Raw genomic sequence first — 17,181 nt, forward strand, 5'->3', positions numbered from 1 at the left:
TTGTCGTTTCGCAACTTTGGATCCGTTAGATGATAAGCTCAGGCAGTATTATTCTTCAGGGACTTTGATTTCCCCGCTGATGATTTTCTCTTTGAACTCGTCAACGGCTTTCAGTACGTCTGCAGGAACGTTTTTGCTGGAAGTGTCCGCAAGACCTACGCCGTTTTCTTTCAAGCCGAGAACCTCGGAGCCGCCTTTAAATTGACCGTCGATCACTTCTCTTGTGACTTTGTCGACAGCCGTCGTTACGCCTTTAACCATCGAAGTCAACGTTACGTCATCTCCGAATTCAAGGGATTGGTCTTTGTCGACGCCGATGACCCAAACTTTGCTGCCGCCGGCTTTGTTGCGGGCGATCGCTTCGTTGAACACGCCGGTACCCGTAGCGCCGGATGCATGGAAAATAATGTCTACGCCGTCGTTGTACATCGTTGCTGCCGCTGCTTTACCTTGGTCAGGTTTGTCGAAAGCGCCTGTATAGTTGATTTTGACTTCGACATTAGGGTTCGCAGCTTTGACGCCGGCTTTGAAACCAGCTTCAAAACGTTTGATGACAGGAATTTCGGAGCCGCCTACGAAGCCGACTTTGCCTGTTTTCGTCATTTTGCCTGCAACGACGCCCACGAGGAATGCGCCTTCGTTTTCGGCAAACGTGATGGAACGAACGTTAGGGGAATCGACAGTAGCATCAATGATTGCCAAATGCGCGTCAGGGTTTTGGTCCGCCACGGTTTTCATGTCTTGGCCGAGGTCGAAACCGATGCCCCAAGTCAGATCGTATTTGCCTTTAACGTATTTATTCAGATTCGTCACGTAATCTTCTTTGGATTTACTTTGCAAGTACTGAGCTTCGATGCCTTTGTCTTTTTTCAAAGCATCGAGAGCTTCCCAAGCGGATTCGTTAAACGATTTGTCGTTTACCCCGCCCACGTCGGTAACCAGGCCGACTTTGATGCTCGACTTCGCGTCGCCTGCAGGCTCGCTGCCGGTTGCGCCTGTCTCTTCTTTCTTTTTGCCGCAGCCAGCGAGTACCACTGAAAATGCGAGCAGCATGATCAGCGACAACTTGAACATTTTCTTCATTGCTGTATGTCCCCCTAAAAATTTTTTTGTCCTATCATTTGCGCAAGATCCCTTCTACCAATTAATTTACCACCTATCAATTAGAAATAGAGAGCTTGTTTCAAACGTGGACATTTTACATTCAGATTATACAATCTCGTATCCTCAAAATCCAGCAAATTTGCGTCGGAATCCAAAACTTTTTTTGAATAAAAGTAAAAGAAAGCGCTTTAGGAGTTTTGAATATAACAACACATGTCATATTTATCCCGAAATACATGTTATATATAAGCGATAAGCGGTAATTCCTTGGCTTTAATTCATTTGATCTCTAAATCAACGTCATGTTTTCTGACACAAATAGAAGTTATGCCCCATAACGGCCCGTTTCGAAGCATAAAAAAAACCGCCTTACGGCGGTTTTTCCATTTAATGTTAGACAATTACGCGTTGATTTTTTCTTTCGCAACGGTTGCGATCGAGTTGAATGCGTTGATGTCGTTCACGGCGAGATCAGCCAGCATTTTGCGGTTGATGTCCACGCCTGCCAATTTCAAACCATGCATCAGTTTGTTGTAGGACAAGCCGTTCATGCGTGCAGCCGCATTGATCCGGACGATCCACAGTCTGCGCATGTTGCGCTTGGTTGCGCGACGGTCACGGTATGCATATACCAAAGACTTCATCACTTGTTCGTTAGCTGTTTTAAAGATGCGGTGTTTGGAACCGAAATAACCTTTTGCAAGTTTCAATACTTTTTTATGTCTACGACGAACAACGAATCCGCCTTTTACTCTTGCCATAATAATAAACCTCCCAAAATTGTGTTATAACTATTTCAAGTTAGCCAAGCCTTGCTTCAAACGTCTTACGTCTCCAGAAGCCATCACCGGGTTGCCGGCGAGCACGCGTTTAGCGCGTTTGGACTTGTGGGACAGCAAGTGGTTTTTGTAAGCTTTGTAACGAGTTACTTTACCGGAACCAGTTACTTTGAAGCGGCCTTTCAAGCTGCTGTGTGTTTTCATTTTAGGCATAGTACTTCCTCCTCAGGACTATTGGGCTTTTGGAGCCAGAATCATAATCATACTGCGGCCTTCCAATTTCGGTTGGCGTTCGACGACGGAAAGTTCGGCAACCTCCGTTTTGACGCGTTCCAGAATCTTTTGGCCGATGTTGGCGTGAGTGATCTCGCGTCCGCGGAAACGGACGGAGCATTTCACTTTGTCGCCTTCTTTCAAAAACTTGACGACATTGCGAAGCTTGGTTTGGAAATCATGCTCCTCAATGTTAGCTCGGAACCATACTTCTTTGATATCCACGATTTTCTGATTCTTACGGGCTTCTTTTTCTTTCTTTTGCTGCTCATAACGGAACTTGCCGTAATCCATGATGCGGCACACCGGAGGCTTGGCCTGCGGCGCCACGTTCACCAGATCCAGATTCAAATCCGCCGCCATCTGGAGAGCTTCCCGAATCGGCTTGATGCCGATCTGTTCCCCGTCAGCTCCGACCAGACGAACCTCTTTCGCCCGAATTTCCTCATTAATCATATGATCCTTACTAATAACCGTCCACCTCCAAATTCGAATGGTGATGCTTTTGCAAAAGCAAAAATAAAAGGGATACCGGTGTCTACGACCAGCATCCCTATGATCAATTCTTCATGAAATTTTGCATTCATAAATCATCGGATCATGACCCGCCAACCTTCGTCGGCCAGGTGAGAAGCTGGTGCCTCTGCTTGCAAATCCATTTTGTTTTAACGTACTTGAGTAATGTACCACAGAGGACAAGCCTTTGTCAACAATAAATCATCCTTATCCCTGCTTGCTTTGCACTTCTTCCAGACGAACCACGCGAGTATGCTTCGTATGGCTCCACTGCTTGTTGTTTTGCGTGAAGAACGCCCAGAACGTGATCGGCCACCAGGAGATCAGGAAAATCGGATAAAACACGAGTCTGAGGTACGTTTTCCACGGCACCTTTTCCAGATACATGGCCAGCGGACATTGCATGATCCCGTAGATCGAGAACGGAATCGACACCCAAAGAGGCAGGTATCCGTAAATCGAGATCAGGTTCAGATCCGTCGGAAGCATGTAATTGATGTAATAAATGATCGTCAGCAGGAACCCGATCAGGAAGTTGTAAGAGTTGAATACGTACAAAGCCGCATCGATTTTCGTCAAGCTGCGCTCCTTGATGCCCTGTTTGAGCAGCGGGAACATATACTTCCGCGTAACCTCGAAGTGGCCTTGCATCCAGCGCAGGCGCTGTCTGGCCGACGCTTTGAACGTCAACGGCTTTTCGTCGTACACCCGTGCGTCGAAATTGATTTTCGGATAGACGTTGCGCTGAATGCAGCGTACCGTAAATTCCAAGTCCTCGACCAGGCTGGTCGCGCCCCAGCCCATTTCCTTCAGAAGCTTGCTTTCGAAGCACATCCCGGTGCCGCCAAGGAAGTTGGAGAGGCCAAGATTGTATCTCGGAAGCTGCCATAAACGGTTACAGAACCAGTAGTTGATCGCGTTCGACGCACTGATCCAGGAATCGTTAGGGTTTTTCGTATCCAAGTATCCTTGAATGACCTGCTTGCCGTTGCACAAGTCATCGTTCATGTATTGCAGGAAATCGACGTCGACGAGATTGTCGGCATCAAAAACGACAACTGCGTCATACGACTTCGGCATTTTCCACAGCTTGTCGAGCATCCACTCGAGAGCATAGCCCTTGCCCCGTTTGTCCGGGTTATTTCTGACGCAGGCGGTTACGCCCTCAAAGCTGTTGGTGATTGCTACCGTATTGTCGGTACAGTTATCGCAAATCACGAAAATATCGTACATTTCTCTCGGATAGCGCATCTTCTGTAAATTTTCTAACAATGCGCCGATCACTTCTTCTTCATTGTGCGCTGCGACGATGACAGCGAAAGTTTTTTGCGGAGAATGCGATTTGGATTCTTTTTTGCGATACCATCCGAAAAAGGAAAGGACCAGCTGATACAGTCCCACAAGCCCGAAAAACACTTGGAGAACGATCATAATCTTTTCAAACACTCTCTTGACCCCCCATATCCTTGTTGAGTTGTACCCCTTTTTTTATTCTCGATGCTTTAAACGGCCATTTTTATATTTGTACTGGCATCCGTTATTTTCAAAATCCGAAAACAAAAAACGTATACTGATTGTCGGCCATATGACAGCTCATTGTCAAATTGCCATTTAAGAGCTTAAGCCAAAAAACATTGTCAATCAAGATGTATTTGCCCAACTTACCTCCCTTTATCATGAATTATCTTAGTTTTTGCTTATTTTTGAACTTTTAACAAAAGTTTATGATAAAAAAAAAGGCACCCACTACCTCTTTAACCCACTTTTGGGTACTTGAATCATTTTAATCGCTTCTTCAGACGAAGTCAAAAATTGGAAAACGAGCGCATGACAGCGGAAAAAACGCAAACAAAAGGGACCCTTGAATAAGGGGCGGCGAGATTTCAAAACCCGAGCTCCCCTTCATGGTCCCACAACGCTCACGATCGATGCAGTGACGGAAGTTTCGAAAAATGCAAATTTTTGTCTTCGCATTCCAATGCATATGTATATTTATAGACAGGTTGTCCATGATTAAACAAAACGATTGAAAATTCTCCCTCTTTGCAGTGGACCGTTTGAAGCGTGCAATGGGTCTTTAATTCCGTCTTGCCGGCCACGATCCGGTTCTTCTCCGTAAAGGCGACGAGTTGCCCTTGATCGTCGTACAGCTGCAGCTCGATTTCAAGCGGTTCGTTAACGGTCAAATCCTGAAGATGCACGACGACCCGCAGATTCGAAACGTAAGGAAGGGTTTCAACGAGAACGGACGGGACGGGTGCAGAATGGTTAAGCTTCATGCCTTGTTCCGACTGCACCATTTCGCAATAATCGACGATAAAACAGGAAAGTTTCACGAAACGCACTCCTTACATGATTTTTTTGACCGATGCCTTGGAATAATTCAGCCTGAGCAGGCTAGGATACTTTTTGACGTCCAGCGCCTGCGCCAGTTCTTTGCCTGCATCCCCGCAAACGATCATATGGCCCGGTAATTTTTTTCGAAACAGATTCATGCGGTATTCGGGGGCATGATAGCACACGACGGCCGTTCTGCCGGAATCGTAAGCGGCCCGGTTGCGCAAAAATTCGGGTTCGGATTCGGCGTCGATAAAAATAATGTCGAATGCCGTTTCCAAATCCGCTGCCGGCACCTGGTTCCTGTAAAGCATCTCCCCGGTTTTCAGCAGCTTTTCAAGGGCGGCGGCCCGCCTGACGTACCCTATCAAAAGAACGGCCAGCCCCAAGGAGACAAGGCTCAGCGCATATGGGAGCGTTTCAAGCATGAATCCCCTTCCCCCTTTTGTACCAATACTGCTTGATCAGGACCGCGAACAGCGAGCCATTCGCCAAAACGGCATACATCATGACGTTTTCCGATAGAGAAAAGCGCGGGCTCGCCTGAAACGTCCAGCAAAACAGGATGAGCGCGATGATGACGACATTGCGCCCGATGGCGTAAAGCTTGTTCGTCGGTTTGCGGCTCTGTCCGAAACAGTTGCAGTGCACCGTCTTTTTTTCGAACGATACTTTGAGCAGCGCGGCGACAAACGTCGTCATGAGCGCCATGGTCAGGACAAGCGTAATGACCCGGCCGAAAGCAAACACGATCAATACGGATGCCGCAAACTCGCCCAAAATAAACAAGTAAGCGGCCGCGGCGATCGCCCGGTCGTTGGTTAGGATGCCGAATTGCCGGATGCTGATCTTGAATTCGCCGACATCCAGGCTTTTGGAAATGGCGGATATGCAAAATACGAATACCAAAAGGCACTGGCCGATCGAAGACAGGATCATACCAAACACTCCGAAACGAGCCGGTCCTCGTATTTCTCCCACTCCGTCAAAGAGGCTCCCAGCACTTTTTGGCGGTTTTTGACCAAAATCATGTAGGGGAAAGATTCAACGTCATACGTCAGCGTCGCATCTTCCGGCTCCAAATAGACGATCGGAAAGTCCCAATGAAAATAGGCCTTCAGGTCCCGATGCTCCTCTTCATCCCCGTTGCAGAACAGCACGAGTCCCATTTCAGGGATTTTGCTGCGGAGAACGCTGATTTGCGGCAAAAACTCGACGCAATGGTTGCAGAATAAAGACACGAACAGAAACAATTGGGGGCGGCCGTCGTTGAAGCGGATCTCATTGCCTTCAAAGTCGACGACCGAAGCAAAATCGGTCATGGGTAAGCGACCTCCTTTTCCTGCTTGTTGTACAGCTCTTTTTGTTTCATCCACATATCGAAATAATAGCCTTGGGCATGGACGAGATCCGAATGGCTTCCGACTTCCTTGATTTCGCCGTTTTGCATCACGACGATCTTGTCCACGTTGGCCGCAATGCCGATGCGATGCGTAATGACGATTAGCGTCTTTTCGCCGGACGCGTCCAGCAAACGGTTAAGCAGCTCCAGCTCGCTATTGGGATCGATGGCTGAAGTAGGCTCGTCCAAGACGACGAGCGAAGCTTGTTTGAACAGCGCTCTTGCCAGCGCGATTCTTTGCCACTGGCCTCCCGAGAGATTGATGGAATCCTCCGTCAAGTAGCCAAGCTGCGTTTCGAGGCCCCGCTCCGGAAGCATGATATTCGCGATCCCGAACGCATCGGCGAGTTCGTACAGCCTTTGGTCGTTATGGATCTCCTTCAGATCGGATAACGCGATATTGTGGCGAATGTCGAGTTCATACTTCGAGAAATCCTGAAACACCGCGCTGACCTGGTTCCATACCGATGGCAGATGGATGTCGTTCAAATCCGTTTGATTGTAAAATACGCTGCCGGGCTCCGGCGGATATAACCCCAATATTAGCTTGACAAGGGTGGTTTTGCCGGATGCGTTGTCGCCTACGATGGCGATTATTTCGCCTTTGCGGATCGACAGGCGAATGCCGTTTAAGGCATTTTCGGTTCGGTTCGGATATCGAAAAGAGAGATTCCGGACCGCGATCGACTGGATCTCGCCGATGACGCTGCCCCGGGAACCGGCGTCTCCGCCTCCGGCAGACAGCATGTCCCCGGCCAGCCGGAGATAACTGGTGTTCTCGTAAAATTTTCCGCCAAGATTAAACAGGTTCAATATATTGGATTCGATCAGCGGCGCGGCCATGGTGATGGCCATGTAATCGCCGATCGTCAATTTTCTATTATAAATGTAATAGATGATCAGGACGGCAAGCCCGAGTTTGAACAAACCCGACAGGATCTTGCTTATCGTAACGAAAACGATTGTCTTTTTTTCCAATCCGTATTGCAGTTCAAAGGCCTCCCGTTTCCTTTCAAGCCAAAGCTTTTTAAAGAACGGGTATGCCTGGTTAACCATCATTTCCTTATGCGCCGTAAAATTGCTCAACAACTGATACAGATAACCGTACGTACGGTGCGAAGTTTGAAGGACGTTCGTGACTTCGACTCGGTTCCGGATCGTCTTCAGCTCCAACATGCCCCTAGCGACGCACACCGCCAATAGACAGATCATCGCAGCCGGACTTAGATTTCGCAGCAAATACAGCGACAGGGAGATGCTGACCAGCAGCGAAGCCAAGGACAGGAACGATTGGTAATTGCTTTCGATTTTGGACAACGCGAATTCATTGAATTGCGCCCTGCCGTGAAACGACGGATTTTCCTTTTCCACGAGATCGATCGAATAATAATAATCCAGCAATCTCGTTTTTTGCCTAAGCGAGAACTTTTCCGTAAACGCCAAATTGAACTTCTGCTGAAGCTGGCCCAGTACCGTTACCGCCAGCTCCATGCCGACGATAAGAACGATCAGCCGGAGAACCCCGCCGAACTCGAAGTTCGGGGAAGAGAGGTCGTTGATCAGCGCGGAGCCGAGATAAATCGAAGCATTCATCTGGAAAGGAATCGCGATCAGCATCAAGAGGTTGAAGAAGAAATAGGTTTTGTCCGCGATCCACACTTCCTTAAAAGATAAGGCGAACAATCCGAGGCCTTCACGAAATGTTTTCATTCAACATGCTCCCGGAACCGAACACCTCGATCAGCGGCGAAATCTTGCGCGTCAGACTCTCGTAAGTATTGAACAGCCCGCCTCCGACGATTTGGCCTACCTTATTCACGGCATATACCAGCGGAACCGCTTCGACTCTGATTTCCTTGAACAACACGGTCAGATCCGATTTGAAAACTTCAAACCCGGGATACATTCTTTCAATCTCACTTGCAAAATCGTCGTCGGCATCCACAAATAAGTACGTTTTAAAACGAAAGGTTTCGGAATATTGGCTTAACAGCGAAAAATCGCATTTTTCGCAAGTTTTGCTCATAAAAAAGATCACCGTTCCGGTCGGCCCGAAATCGATCGCGGCTTCGTGCCCGGCTCGGTCAAACGCAAACGGGGTCGGCATGTTCTCCCCGATCGGAATCGGCGCCATCGTCCGCTTTTTAAGGAATTTCATATATTCTTGTTCCTGCATGTTCGCGTCACCCTTTCCGGAGCATGGATCAAACAGGCGCCCAAAACCTTGGGCACCTGTCGAATGGCCTGCAAGACTAGCAACAATTTCCCCATTCGGAGTTGCAGTATTTCCAAACCTGAATCGAACCATTTTGGTAGCAAGGGGTATAGTACTGGTAAATATAACGTGTTCTGACGCAATCCGTGCTGGATACGCAGCCGCTGTCGTCACCAGGGACAGGGGTGCCGCCGGACATTCCGCTTGGGCAATCGTATTTACATACCATATTATGAAACCTCCTTTGTTTTTTGCCGGCCAGGCAATAGGAACGTAGCTACATGATTCATGATAAATAATTTTCCGACTCTAGTTAACAGTTTTTGGGTAAAACACTAATATCTGAGGATATGTGGTACATCGTCTGACGAAACTCCTCAATTCATGTAGTTCAATGTCGCATTTTCCTTTTATATTCCTATTTTTGATTTATTCATCATTAATTAGTATAATAATTAATAGATTCCATATATAGGTGATTCAGGTAAACATATTCTTTTCGTTCCCTTGCGATCACGACTACGATTAGGAGGTTAATCATTTGCTGCCCTATTTTCCGGATGTAGCCGTCTATTCATCGAACTATTCATTGAAAATCAAATTGTCAGCTCACCTCAAAAACAATAGGGTATACAACCTGAAGAATCCCAAGGAGTTTCTGGATTTCGCCCGTAAAAACGACGGTTTTATCTTCATATGGGAATTATCCAAGTCCACGCTATGCCATCTGCGGATTTTGTTAGCGAAACTGTGCGAACAGGAAAACAACATCGAAATTCTGTGCCTGTGCGGCGATGAGGATTGCGGGGAATTCATGAAAAAAATGATTTCTTATGCCAACGAAAAGCCGCTTCGGCTTCATTTTTCCGGCTATAATACGTTGTTGTCATCGATCAAATTGGCGTTTAGCCGCCTTCTGGAAAGCAAATTGGCCGCAATTGCCGAAAACGAAGACCGCCTGAACTACATTACGCTCAAGCATGACAACAAAAAGCTGATCCTGGTCGAAAATCTCATCAAATGCGTGGAGAAAACGGGCAAAAACGTTATTCAGGTGACCTTGTCCGACAACGAGAAGATCGACAGCACGTCCAATTTAAAAGACATCGCCAGCCAATCGACGCCATGTCTCTTTCAGTGCCATAAAAGCTTCCTGGTCAACATTAAATATATCCAAGCGATTTCCCCGAACGAATGGAACCATTACGACATCACCCTGGATGGCGAGCTGACGATTCCGCTGTCGAAAGGCTTCTTCCCGCACTTCACCGTTGCCAAAAACCTCCTTAAGTCTTCGGCAATCCAAACTTTTCGTTAAACGGGCCGGGCCTCCCCTCGGATCCAACCGCATACTCCCCATATACGTTTCAGGGGTCGTTTTCAGGACTAATTGTTCCGAAAATGACCCCTTTTCGCGATCGTTCTTGAAAAGCCGACGGATTCAAAATATGATAAATTCATGAAAAAAATATCAAACCAGCGCCCGCTATGGCTAAACTACGCCCGGAGGTATCCCATGATCCGTCTTATTCAGAAATTAAAACGTTTGGACCAACAGTTATTTACAAAGGTGAACAGCAGCTTGCACCGGAGCATGGTAAATCGCTGGCTTTATTATATTACCCATATTGGCGGCGCTTGGTTTACGATCTTGTTTTCCCTGTCCATGTGGCTTTTGGCGCCCAAACCGTGGAGCACATACGGACTGCAGGCCGGCGTGGCGCTTGCACTAAGCCATATTCCCGTAGCCGTGTCGAAAAAAACATGGCCCAGGCAACGGCCGTATTTGACGCTGCCGGGGACGAACACGTTTCGCAATCCGCTGACGGACCACTCATTTCCGTCGGGCCATACGACCGCCGTTTTCTCGCTGGTTACGCCCTTTGTGGCCGCATGCCCCGTTTTGGCTTGGGTTCTGGTACCGGTCGCTCTGTCCGTCGCCGTATCCCGCATGTATTTAGGCCTGCACTATCCCTCCGATTGCCTCGCAGGCGCGACCATCGGGACGGCCGTTGCCGCGGGGACGGTTGCATTATGGCCCTAAAGCGGATAAGGTGTAATTAGACCAAAACAAGCAGGAACAGGTGAATTGAGAGTGAGCAAAAAAAGGGTATTGTTATTATCTGAAGGCTTCGGTGCTGGACATACTCGAGCTGCGTACGCACTCTCAAGCAGTCTACGCAAACTCTCACCGAATGTTCAGACGAGAGTCCTTGAACTTGGAAGTTTTTTGAACCCGAAGGTTGCGCCTTTGATCATCACCGCATATAAAAAAACCGTGCTTTCGCAGCCCAAGCTGGTCGGCATGATGTACCGCCATCAATACAACAAATCATTGAACCGTTTTACGACGCTTGCGCTGCACCGCATTTTTTACACGCATACGAAAAACGTCGTCCACCAGCTGCGGCCGGATATCGTCGTCTGCACGCATCCCATCCCGAGCGCCGTCATCTCGCGCCTGAAGCGGCTCGGAGAGCAAATATTGCTGTGTACCGTCATCACGGACTATGACGCGCACGGCACATGGATCACCCCGCAGGTCGACCGTTATTTGGTTTCCACCCAGGAGGTGCGGGCCAAAATGATCCACCAAGGGGTTCCCCCTTCCAGAATCAAGGTCACCGGCATCCCCGTCCATCCCAGCTTCTGGGAGCATCCCGGGAAGGAAGAAATCCGCGAACGCTTCGGGCTGAAGGACATGCCTACGGTCATGGTGATGGGCGGGGGCTGGGGCATCATGAACGACGAGGTCATCAACGATTTTTTGACCCGCTGGAAGGACAAGGTCCAGATTCTGTTCTGTCTCGGCAATAACGAAAAAGAGCTGAAAAAGCTGGAGCAGGACCCCAAATACAATCATCCCAACATCCATTTGATCGGGTTTACGCTCGAAGTGGACAAGCTGATGGAAGTGTCGGACCTCCTCGTCACGAAACCGGGCGGGATGACCTGCACGGAAGGTTTGGCGAAAGGCATCCCGATGCTGTTCCACCATCCCCTTCCCGGGCAGGAGGAAGAAAACTGCCATTATTTCACCGCGCAAGGGCTGGGCGAGCCGATTTCGTCCCTGGACGTCATCGTAAAATGGATGGACAAGCTCGTCGGCGATTTGGACGGCATCCGGCGGCGGCGGGAAGAGCAGCTGCAGAGCATTGCCCGGTACCGCCCGATGGAAAGCGCGCATAGCATCATCGAAATGCTGGATTCGAAAACGGTGTCCTCCTGAGAAGGAAGGCGCCGTTTTTTTTGCGCTTACAAAAAATCCCCGCAAACGGGCCCCGCGGCCAAACCGGCCGGCGCACGTTCGCAGGGATTGTTTTTTGTCCTGCTTATTTTCCTTATAAAAGACCGGGCTGCATCGCAGCTCTAAGTTCCCTCGTTATTCCTGCCCGCTTTTGTTCGCTTGAGGCTTGTCCTGCAGGCGGTAATTGTCGAGCCGGTGTTCCTGGTAACGCTGCAGCGCTTTTTCCCCGACGATGGCCTCGCAGCGGTGGATGTTCACGCCTTGCCCGTGGAATTTCGTTTCGTATTCGGTCATGACATGCTGTTCGTTGGGACCTTCGCGGTGAAGGTTTAGCGAAATGTTCGTCATTTGCAGGCCGAAATCGGCAAAAGCGTTCAACGAAAACTCGAACAGCGTCTGCGAGTCGGTCTTGAGATGAATTTCTCCGTTTTCGTTCAGCAAGCGGCGATATTTCTCCAAAAAACGGGGATGTGTCAAACGGCGGCGGGCATGTCTCGCTTTAGGCCAAGGATCGCTGAAATTCAAAAAAATCCGCTCGATTTCCCCTTCTTCGAACACGTCCTCCAAAAATTCCACGTTCGCAAGCGCAAGCCGCAAATTCGGGGGCGTTTCGACATTCCGCTCGGACCAGGCCAAACGGGCCTTTTCGCTCGCCCGGCGGATCAGTTCGTCATACATATCGATGCCTATAAAATTAATGTCCGGATAACGGAAGCTCATCTGGCTGATAAACTGGCCTTTGCCCATGCCGAGCTCCACGTAAATGGGACGGTCGTTGCCGAATAACGTATGCCATTTTCCTTTATGGGACCGGGGATCAAGAATAACGAAGCCGGCCTGGGCCTCCAAATTCTCCCGGATTCCTTTTCTGCCGCGTAAACGCATTTCATACCTCCACTTTCATCGCTTTAATATCCGCGCAGGTATTCGCGGACAGCTTACTTGCAATATTGTGCCGAAGATACACTCAAATGTAAAGAGCATCCCCGGAAAAAAAGAAAAAGAATTCCGGCCACCCGGCATCGATGCCAAGGGGCGCAGAATTCCTTTTCCAAATCTATTTGGAATTGGGGTCCAACGAATTCTTTGTTGTTAGTCTAACCTATCTTGATACTGAAAATCAAATGTCTTTTCGAAGGCTTTGCGAATTTTTCGATGCGCCTCCGCTTTCACCTCCGGATTTCCGTTAAATTTGACGCCCGTCAACGCAAGCGCCTCCTCCGGAGTCAATTCCACAGCAATTTTACCTTTTCCTGAAGCTTCTGCGGTTAAATAACTCATCATGATCACCTCACGGATTATGGTTGCCGAGATTCGTTTCTTTTATGAATCGGTGCCGGTTTTGCGAAAACAGGAGCGCGCCGACTCTCACTTTTAATATAACATTTCATGTAAGTTTTTTCAATAAATCATATGCCCGGCCGCCGATAAAAATGACTCGGTTTCGCCCTCTCATACCCTTCCCCGATTTTTTTTGCTACAATAGAGCAAGCAGTAAGCCATAACGTTTTAACCTTTGCTGATACGCCAAAAAGGAGCACCTTCACATGCATTCGAAAGCAGCAAGCCCTCCGCTTCTATGGGGAGATAAAAGGTTCCATACCTGGAATTACGAAATGCGCCGCGAGTTCGACGAAAAGGTGTTCAAGGTCATGCTCGATGCCGGCTTCACCTGCCCGAACCGCGACGGCACGATCGCCAGGGGCGGCTGCACGTTCTGCAGCGCGCGCGGATCGGGAGACTTCGCCGGCAAACGCCGTGACGACCTCGTCACCCAATTCAATGAAATCCGGGACAAACAGCACCTGAAATGGCCGAACGCGAAGTACATCGGATATTTTCAGGCTTACACGAATACCTATGCGCCGTTAGAGGTGCTGAGGGAATATTACGAAACGATCCTGCGGCAGCCCGGCGTCGTCGGCTTGTCGATCGCGACTAGGCCCGATTGCTTGCCGGACGATGTCGTCGAATATTTGGCCGAGCTGAACCGGCGGACCTACCTCTGGGTCGAAATGGGGCTGCAAACGGTCCACGATTCCACTTCCGAGCTGATCAACCGCGCCCATGATACGAAATGTTTCGTGGATGCCGTCGCCAAGCTCCGCAAGCATGGCATCCGGGTCTGTGCCCACATCATTTACGGACTTCCGCAGGAAACGCATGAAATGATGCTCGAAACCGGATACGAAGTATCCAAAATGGGCGTGCAGGGGATCAAGATCCACCTGCTCCATCTCATGAAAGGCACGCCGATGGTACGCCAGCATGAAGCCGGCTTGCTCCGCTTTCTGGAGGAGGACGAATACATCAAGCTTGTCGTCGACACGCTCGAGATGCTGCCGCCGGACATGATCGTCCATCGCCTGACGGGCGACGCGCCGCGCAAGCTGCTGATCGGACCGATGTGGAGCCTCAATAAATGGAAAGTGCTCAACGGCATCGACGCCGAACTGAAAGCGCGGGATACATGGCAAGGGAAATATTGGAGGAACGCGTAAATGGGTTTTTTATCCGTACTCAGCTTCGCGCATAAGCAAATCGAAGGACGCCTGGCGCCCGGCGACATCGCCGTCGACGCCACGGTCGGCACGGGAGCCGACACGGCGTTCCTCGCCAAGGCCGCAGGGCCTAAAGGCCGGGTGTACGGCTTCGATATTCAAGAGCAGGCGCTTCGCCTTGCCGAGGAACGGCTGTCCCGGGAGCCTGCCGGCGGCATGGCTTCCGTTTCCCTGTTTCTTGCAAGCCACGCGCGGATGACGGCATACATCCCCCCGGAGTGCCGGGGCCGCGTCGGCGCCGTCATGTTTAATCTGGGCTATCTGCCTGCGACGGATGCCGACAAACATATCATAACGAAAACGGAAAGCACGCTTGAAGCGCTGGAAGCCTCGCTTTCGCTGCTCCGCCCCAAAGGGATCATTACGGCCGTGCTGTATCCCGGCCATGCCGGCGGGGCTGCCGAAGCGGAAGCGGTGACGGCCTGGGCCTCAAGCCTGCCCCAGGATACGTGCCAGACGGTGATGTACAGGCAGCTTCAGCGAAACGACGCGCCGTACGTCGTCGCGATCGAAAAAAAGCGGTAAACCGCGGGTGGCACATCCAAGCATGTGCGCCTGAAACATATAGATCTCGGATCTGACGAATCCGAATGCAAGCAGTTTGATTCAACGAATCATGTTCAGATTAATGACTTGAAAGGAAGATGCAGCTATGACACAACCTTATCCATTATTGTTCCAACCCGAATTCAAAGAACGCGTATGGGGCGGCCGCGCCCTTGAACGTTTCGGCCTCACCCCTCCGGAAGGGCATATCGGCGAAGGCTGGATGATCGCCGATCATCCGAACGGCACCACGACCGTCGTCAACGGCGAACTGGCCGGAAAAGGACTCGATCAAATCCGCGAAGAGCTCGGCAAGGAATGGTTCGGCAGCAAAGGCTTTTCCGAGAAAAACGGGCGTTTTCCGCTCCTGATCAAGCTCCTCGACTGCAACGACAACCTGTCCGTGCAGGTTCACCCGACGGACGACTATGAAGGCCTGCCGAAAGGCGAGCTCGGCAAAACGGAAATGTGGTACGTCCTCGACGCCAAACCCGGGGCCAAAATCATTTACGGCCTGAAGGAAGGCGTCACCCGCGAAAGCATGAAAGCGGCGCTGGAAAACGGAACCGTCATGGATACGCTGCGCGAAGTATCCGTCGAAGCCGGCGACACGTTCTACATCCCTGCGGGTACGGTTCACGCCCTTTGCGCGGGCGTCGTCGTGGCGGAGATTCAGCAAAACTCCGATACGACCTACCGCATTTACGATTATGACCGTCCGGGCCTGGACGGCAAACCGCGCGAGCTTCATATCGAGGATTCCCTGAACGTTACCGCGTTCGAAGGCTCCGGCGCAACGACGATGAAAACGGGCGGCCTGGGTGCCGGAGAATGGCTGCAAATCGCCAAATCGCCTTATTTTATCGTGGAAAAAGGCATCGTGGACGGCTCCTGGAATTTGAACACGACGCCGGAAAGCTTTACGATCCTGGTCGTATGCGACGGCAGCGGCAAGCTGGGCTGGAACGGCGGTTCCCTGGACATCAAGGCGGGCCAATGTTTCCTTCTTCCGGCCAACCTCGGCGCATACACTTTGGAAGGCAACGCAACCGTGCTTCGTTCTTATTTGCCGGAATAATCTATTCGCTTTTATATATTTTCGAACCTCGGCAGCCGATCCTGCGGCCGGCCTGAGGGTTCCTAATGGATAACGAGGAGGGATGGCGCATGCTTGAGCAGACCTTTGCGATGACAGATCCGCATGGAACGAAGCTTCATGTCTATCAGTGGCTTCCCGATCCGGAGGCCGAAATCGCCGGCATCGTCCAGATCGCCCACGGCATGTGCGAAACCGCCGAACGTTACGGCCGCTTCGCTTCGGCGCTGACCGGCAAAGGATATGCGGTATACGCCCATGACCAGCGCGGACACGGCTTGACCGCCGGTTCGCTCGAGCGGCTGGGAGACGTCGGAGAAAACGGATTTCAGCTCATGGTTCAGGATATCGTCCAGCTGGGCCGGCTGGCGCGAGCTCAGCATCCCCGCGTCCCCTTGTTCCTGATGGGGCACAGCATGGGATCCTTTCTCGTGCAAAAGGTCATCATGTCGCGATCGGACGGGTACGACGGTTTCATTTTATCCGGCACCAACGGTCCGCGCGGCATGCTTCGCGCGGGCAAAACGCTGGCCTCCCTGCAGCGGGCGCTGCAGGGAGATTCGCATCGCAGCCTGATGATGAACGCCATCGTGTTCGGCGGATTCAATAAGGCCTTTGCCCCTAACCGCACCCGGTTCGATTGGTTGTCGCGCGACCCGGCCGAAGTCGACCGTTACATCGAAGACCCCTACTGCGGGGCGATTTGCACGACAAGATTTTTCCGGGATTTTTTCGGCTTGCTCCAGGAAATCCAGCAACCGGAAGGGTATCGAGGCATTCCGAAGCATAAGCCCGTCTACCTGTTCAGCGGGGAAAAAGATCCGGTCGGCCTGAACGGCCGGGGGGTCCGCCGCCTCGAAGCGGTTTACCGCAACCTGGGCTTGGCCGACGTGGAATGCCGGCTCTATCCGGAAGGACGGCATGAAATGCTGAACGAAGTCAACCGGGACGAGGTTACGGCGGACGTCATCGACTGGCTCGACCGCCATACCCCGTCTTCTTCGCAAACGAGTTCCGGAGAGGAAGCATAACCCTTTCCACGCAAAAACGCTCTCGGTTCCATAAAGTTCGACTTTATGGCCGAGAGCGTTTTTTTTCGTTAAGG

Annotated in this window: 20 protein-coding genes; 7 read left to right on the plus strand and 13 right to left on the minus strand. The window is 50.7% G+C overall.

Annotated elements, in window-relative coordinates; all coding sequences use genetic code 11:
• Nucleotides 1-48 precede the first annotated feature (48 nt).
• The 11 genes from KI367_RS09170 to KI367_RS09220 all read right to left on the minus strand — a co-directional run bounded on the left by KI367_RS09170 (nt 49) and on the right by KI367_RS09220 (nt 8,587).
• Nucleotides 49-1,083 carry a BMP family ABC transporter substrate-binding protein gene (locus KI367_RS09170; protein WP_036708481.1) on the minus strand — a complete coding sequence of 345 codons (1,035 nt, stop codon included), beginning with the start codon at nt 1,081-1,083 and terminating at the stop codon, nt 49-51.
• 422 nt (nt 1,084-1,505) lie between these two features.
• Entirely contained in the window at nt 1,506-1,865 is a 360-nt protein-coding gene (gene rplT / locus KI367_RS09175; RefSeq protein WP_036708477.1) for a 50S ribosomal protein L20, read from the minus strand.
• A gap of 30 nt (nt 1,866-1,895) precedes the next feature.
• Nucleotides 1,896-2,096: a 50S ribosomal protein L35 gene (gene rpmI / locus KI367_RS09180; protein WP_212949121.1), complete on the minus strand. Its 201-nt coding sequence runs from the start codon at nt 2,094-2,096 to the stop codon at nt 1,896-1,898.
• Between the two features lie 18 nt (nt 2,097-2,114).
• A complete protein-coding gene (infC, locus tag KI367_RS09185; RefSeq protein ID WP_036708471.1) occupies nt 2,115-2,612 on the minus strand; it encodes a translation initiation factor IF-3 in 498 nt (165 codons plus the stop codon).
• A 267-nt stretch (nt 2,613-2,879) separates the two neighbouring features.
• A complete protein-coding gene (locus KI367_RS09190; RefSeq protein WP_036708467.1) occupies nt 2,880-4,118 on the minus strand; it encodes a glycosyltransferase family 2 protein in 1,239 nt (412 codons plus the stop codon).
• A 473-nt stretch (nt 4,119-4,591) separates the two neighbouring features.
• A complete protein-coding gene (locus tag KI367_RS09195; RefSeq protein ID WP_036708465.1) occupies nt 4,592-5,008 on the minus strand; it encodes a hypothetical protein in 417 nt (138 codons plus the stop codon).
• 12 nt (nt 5,009-5,020) lie between these two features.
• On the minus strand, nt 5,021-5,437 hold the full coding sequence (locus KI367_RS09200) for a hypothetical protein (RefSeq protein WP_036708462.1): 417 nt from the start codon (nt 5,435-5,437) through the stop codon (nt 5,021-5,023).
• Complete coding sequence (locus tag KI367_RS09205) at nt 5,430-5,948, minus strand: MauE/DoxX family redox-associated membrane protein (RefSeq protein ID WP_212949123.1); 519 nt, start codon at nt 5,946-5,948, stop codon at nt 5,430-5,432. The genes KI367_RS09200 and KI367_RS09205 overlap by 8 nt, the downstream gene beginning before the upstream one ends.
• Entirely contained in the window at nt 5,945-6,331 is a 387-nt protein-coding gene (locus KI367_RS09210) for a thioredoxin domain-containing protein (RefSeq protein WP_212949124.1), read from the minus strand. The genes KI367_RS09205 and KI367_RS09210 overlap by 4 nt, the downstream gene beginning before the upstream one ends.
• On the minus strand, nt 6,328-8,121 hold the full coding sequence (locus KI367_RS09215) for an ATP-binding cassette domain-containing protein (protein WP_212949126.1): 1,794 nt from the start codon (nt 8,119-8,121) through the stop codon (nt 6,328-6,330). Before KI367_RS09215 ends, KI367_RS09210 begins: the two co-directional genes overlap by 4 nt.
• On the minus strand, nt 8,105-8,587 hold the full coding sequence (locus tag KI367_RS09220; RefSeq protein ID WP_212949128.1) for a hypothetical protein: 483 nt from the start codon (nt 8,585-8,587) through the stop codon (nt 8,105-8,107). The genes KI367_RS09215 and KI367_RS09220 overlap by 17 nt, the downstream gene beginning before the upstream one ends.
• A 580-nt stretch (nt 8,588-9,167) precedes the next feature.
• Here KI367_RS09220 and KI367_RS09225 point away from each other — a divergent pair.
• The 3 genes from KI367_RS09225 to KI367_RS09235 all read left to right on the plus strand — a co-directional run bounded on the left by KI367_RS09225 (nt 9,168) and on the right by KI367_RS09235 (nt 11,855).
• Nucleotides 9,168-9,944 carry a LytTR family DNA-binding domain-containing protein gene (locus KI367_RS09225; protein WP_212949130.1) on the plus strand — a complete coding sequence of 259 codons (777 nt, stop codon included), beginning with the start codon at nt 9,168-9,170 and terminating at the stop codon, nt 9,942-9,944.
• A gap of 198 nt (nt 9,945-10,142) precedes the next feature.
• Complete coding sequence (locus KI367_RS09230) at nt 10,143-10,670, plus strand: phosphatase PAP2 family protein (protein WP_036708445.1); 528 nt, start codon at nt 10,143-10,145, stop codon at nt 10,668-10,670.
• A gap of 51 nt (nt 10,671-10,721) precedes the next feature.
• Nucleotides 10,722-11,855 carry a UDP-N-acetylglucosamine--LPS N-acetylglucosamine transferase gene (locus tag KI367_RS09235; protein WP_036708443.1) on the plus strand — a complete coding sequence of 378 codons (1,134 nt, stop codon included), beginning with the start codon at nt 10,722-10,724 and terminating at the stop codon, nt 11,853-11,855.
• 153 nt (nt 11,856-12,008) lie between these two features.
• Here KI367_RS09235 and trmB read toward each other — a convergent pair whose 3' ends face one another.
• Nucleotides 12,009-12,758, minus strand: coding sequence for a tRNA (guanosine(46)-N7)-methyltransferase TrmB (trmB, locus tag KI367_RS09240; RefSeq protein WP_036708440.1), 750 nt, complete (start codon nt 12,756-12,758; stop codon nt 12,009-12,011).
• Nucleotides 12,759-12,965: 207 nt separating this feature from the next.
• A complete protein-coding gene (locus KI367_RS09245) occupies nt 12,966-13,154 on the minus strand; it encodes a hypothetical protein (RefSeq protein ID WP_036708437.1) in 189 nt (62 codons plus the stop codon).
• Between the two features lie 266 nt (nt 13,155-13,420).
• Between KI367_RS09245 and mnmL the strand changes: the two genes are divergently transcribed.
• The 4 genes from mnmL to KI367_RS09265 all read left to right on the plus strand — a co-directional run bounded on the left by mnmL (nt 13,421) and on the right by KI367_RS09265 (nt 17,107).
• Nucleotides 13,421-14,374: a tRNA modification radical SAM protein MnmL/YtqA gene (gene mnmL, locus KI367_RS09250; RefSeq protein WP_212949132.1), complete on the plus strand. Its 954-nt coding sequence runs from the start codon at nt 13,421-13,423 to the stop codon at nt 14,372-14,374.
• Nucleotides 14,375-14,959 (plus strand): tRNA 5-(aminomethyl)-2-thiouridylate-methyltransferase MnmM, encoded by a 585-nt coding sequence (gene mnmM / locus KI367_RS09255; protein ID WP_212949134.1) that lies wholly within the window; start codon nt 14,375-14,377, stop codon nt 14,957-14,959.
• 127 nt (nt 14,960-15,086) lie between these two features.
• Nucleotides 15,087-16,058, plus strand: a complete 972-nt coding sequence (locus KI367_RS09260) for a type I phosphomannose isomerase catalytic subunit (RefSeq protein ID WP_212949136.1) — start codon at nt 15,087-15,089, stop codon at nt 16,056-16,058.
• Nucleotides 16,059-16,147: 89 nt separating this feature from the next.
• On the plus strand, nt 16,148-17,107 hold the full coding sequence (locus KI367_RS09265) for an alpha/beta hydrolase (RefSeq protein ID WP_212949138.1): 960 nt from the start codon (nt 16,148-16,150) through the stop codon (nt 17,105-17,107).
• Nucleotides 17,108-17,181 lie beyond the last annotated feature (74 nt).

It is taken from the genome of Paenibacillus cookii (genome assembly GCF_018333375.1).
Lineage (GTDB): Bacteria > Bacillota > Bacilli > Paenibacillales > Paenibacillaceae > Paenibacillus_AQ > Paenibacillus_AQ cookii.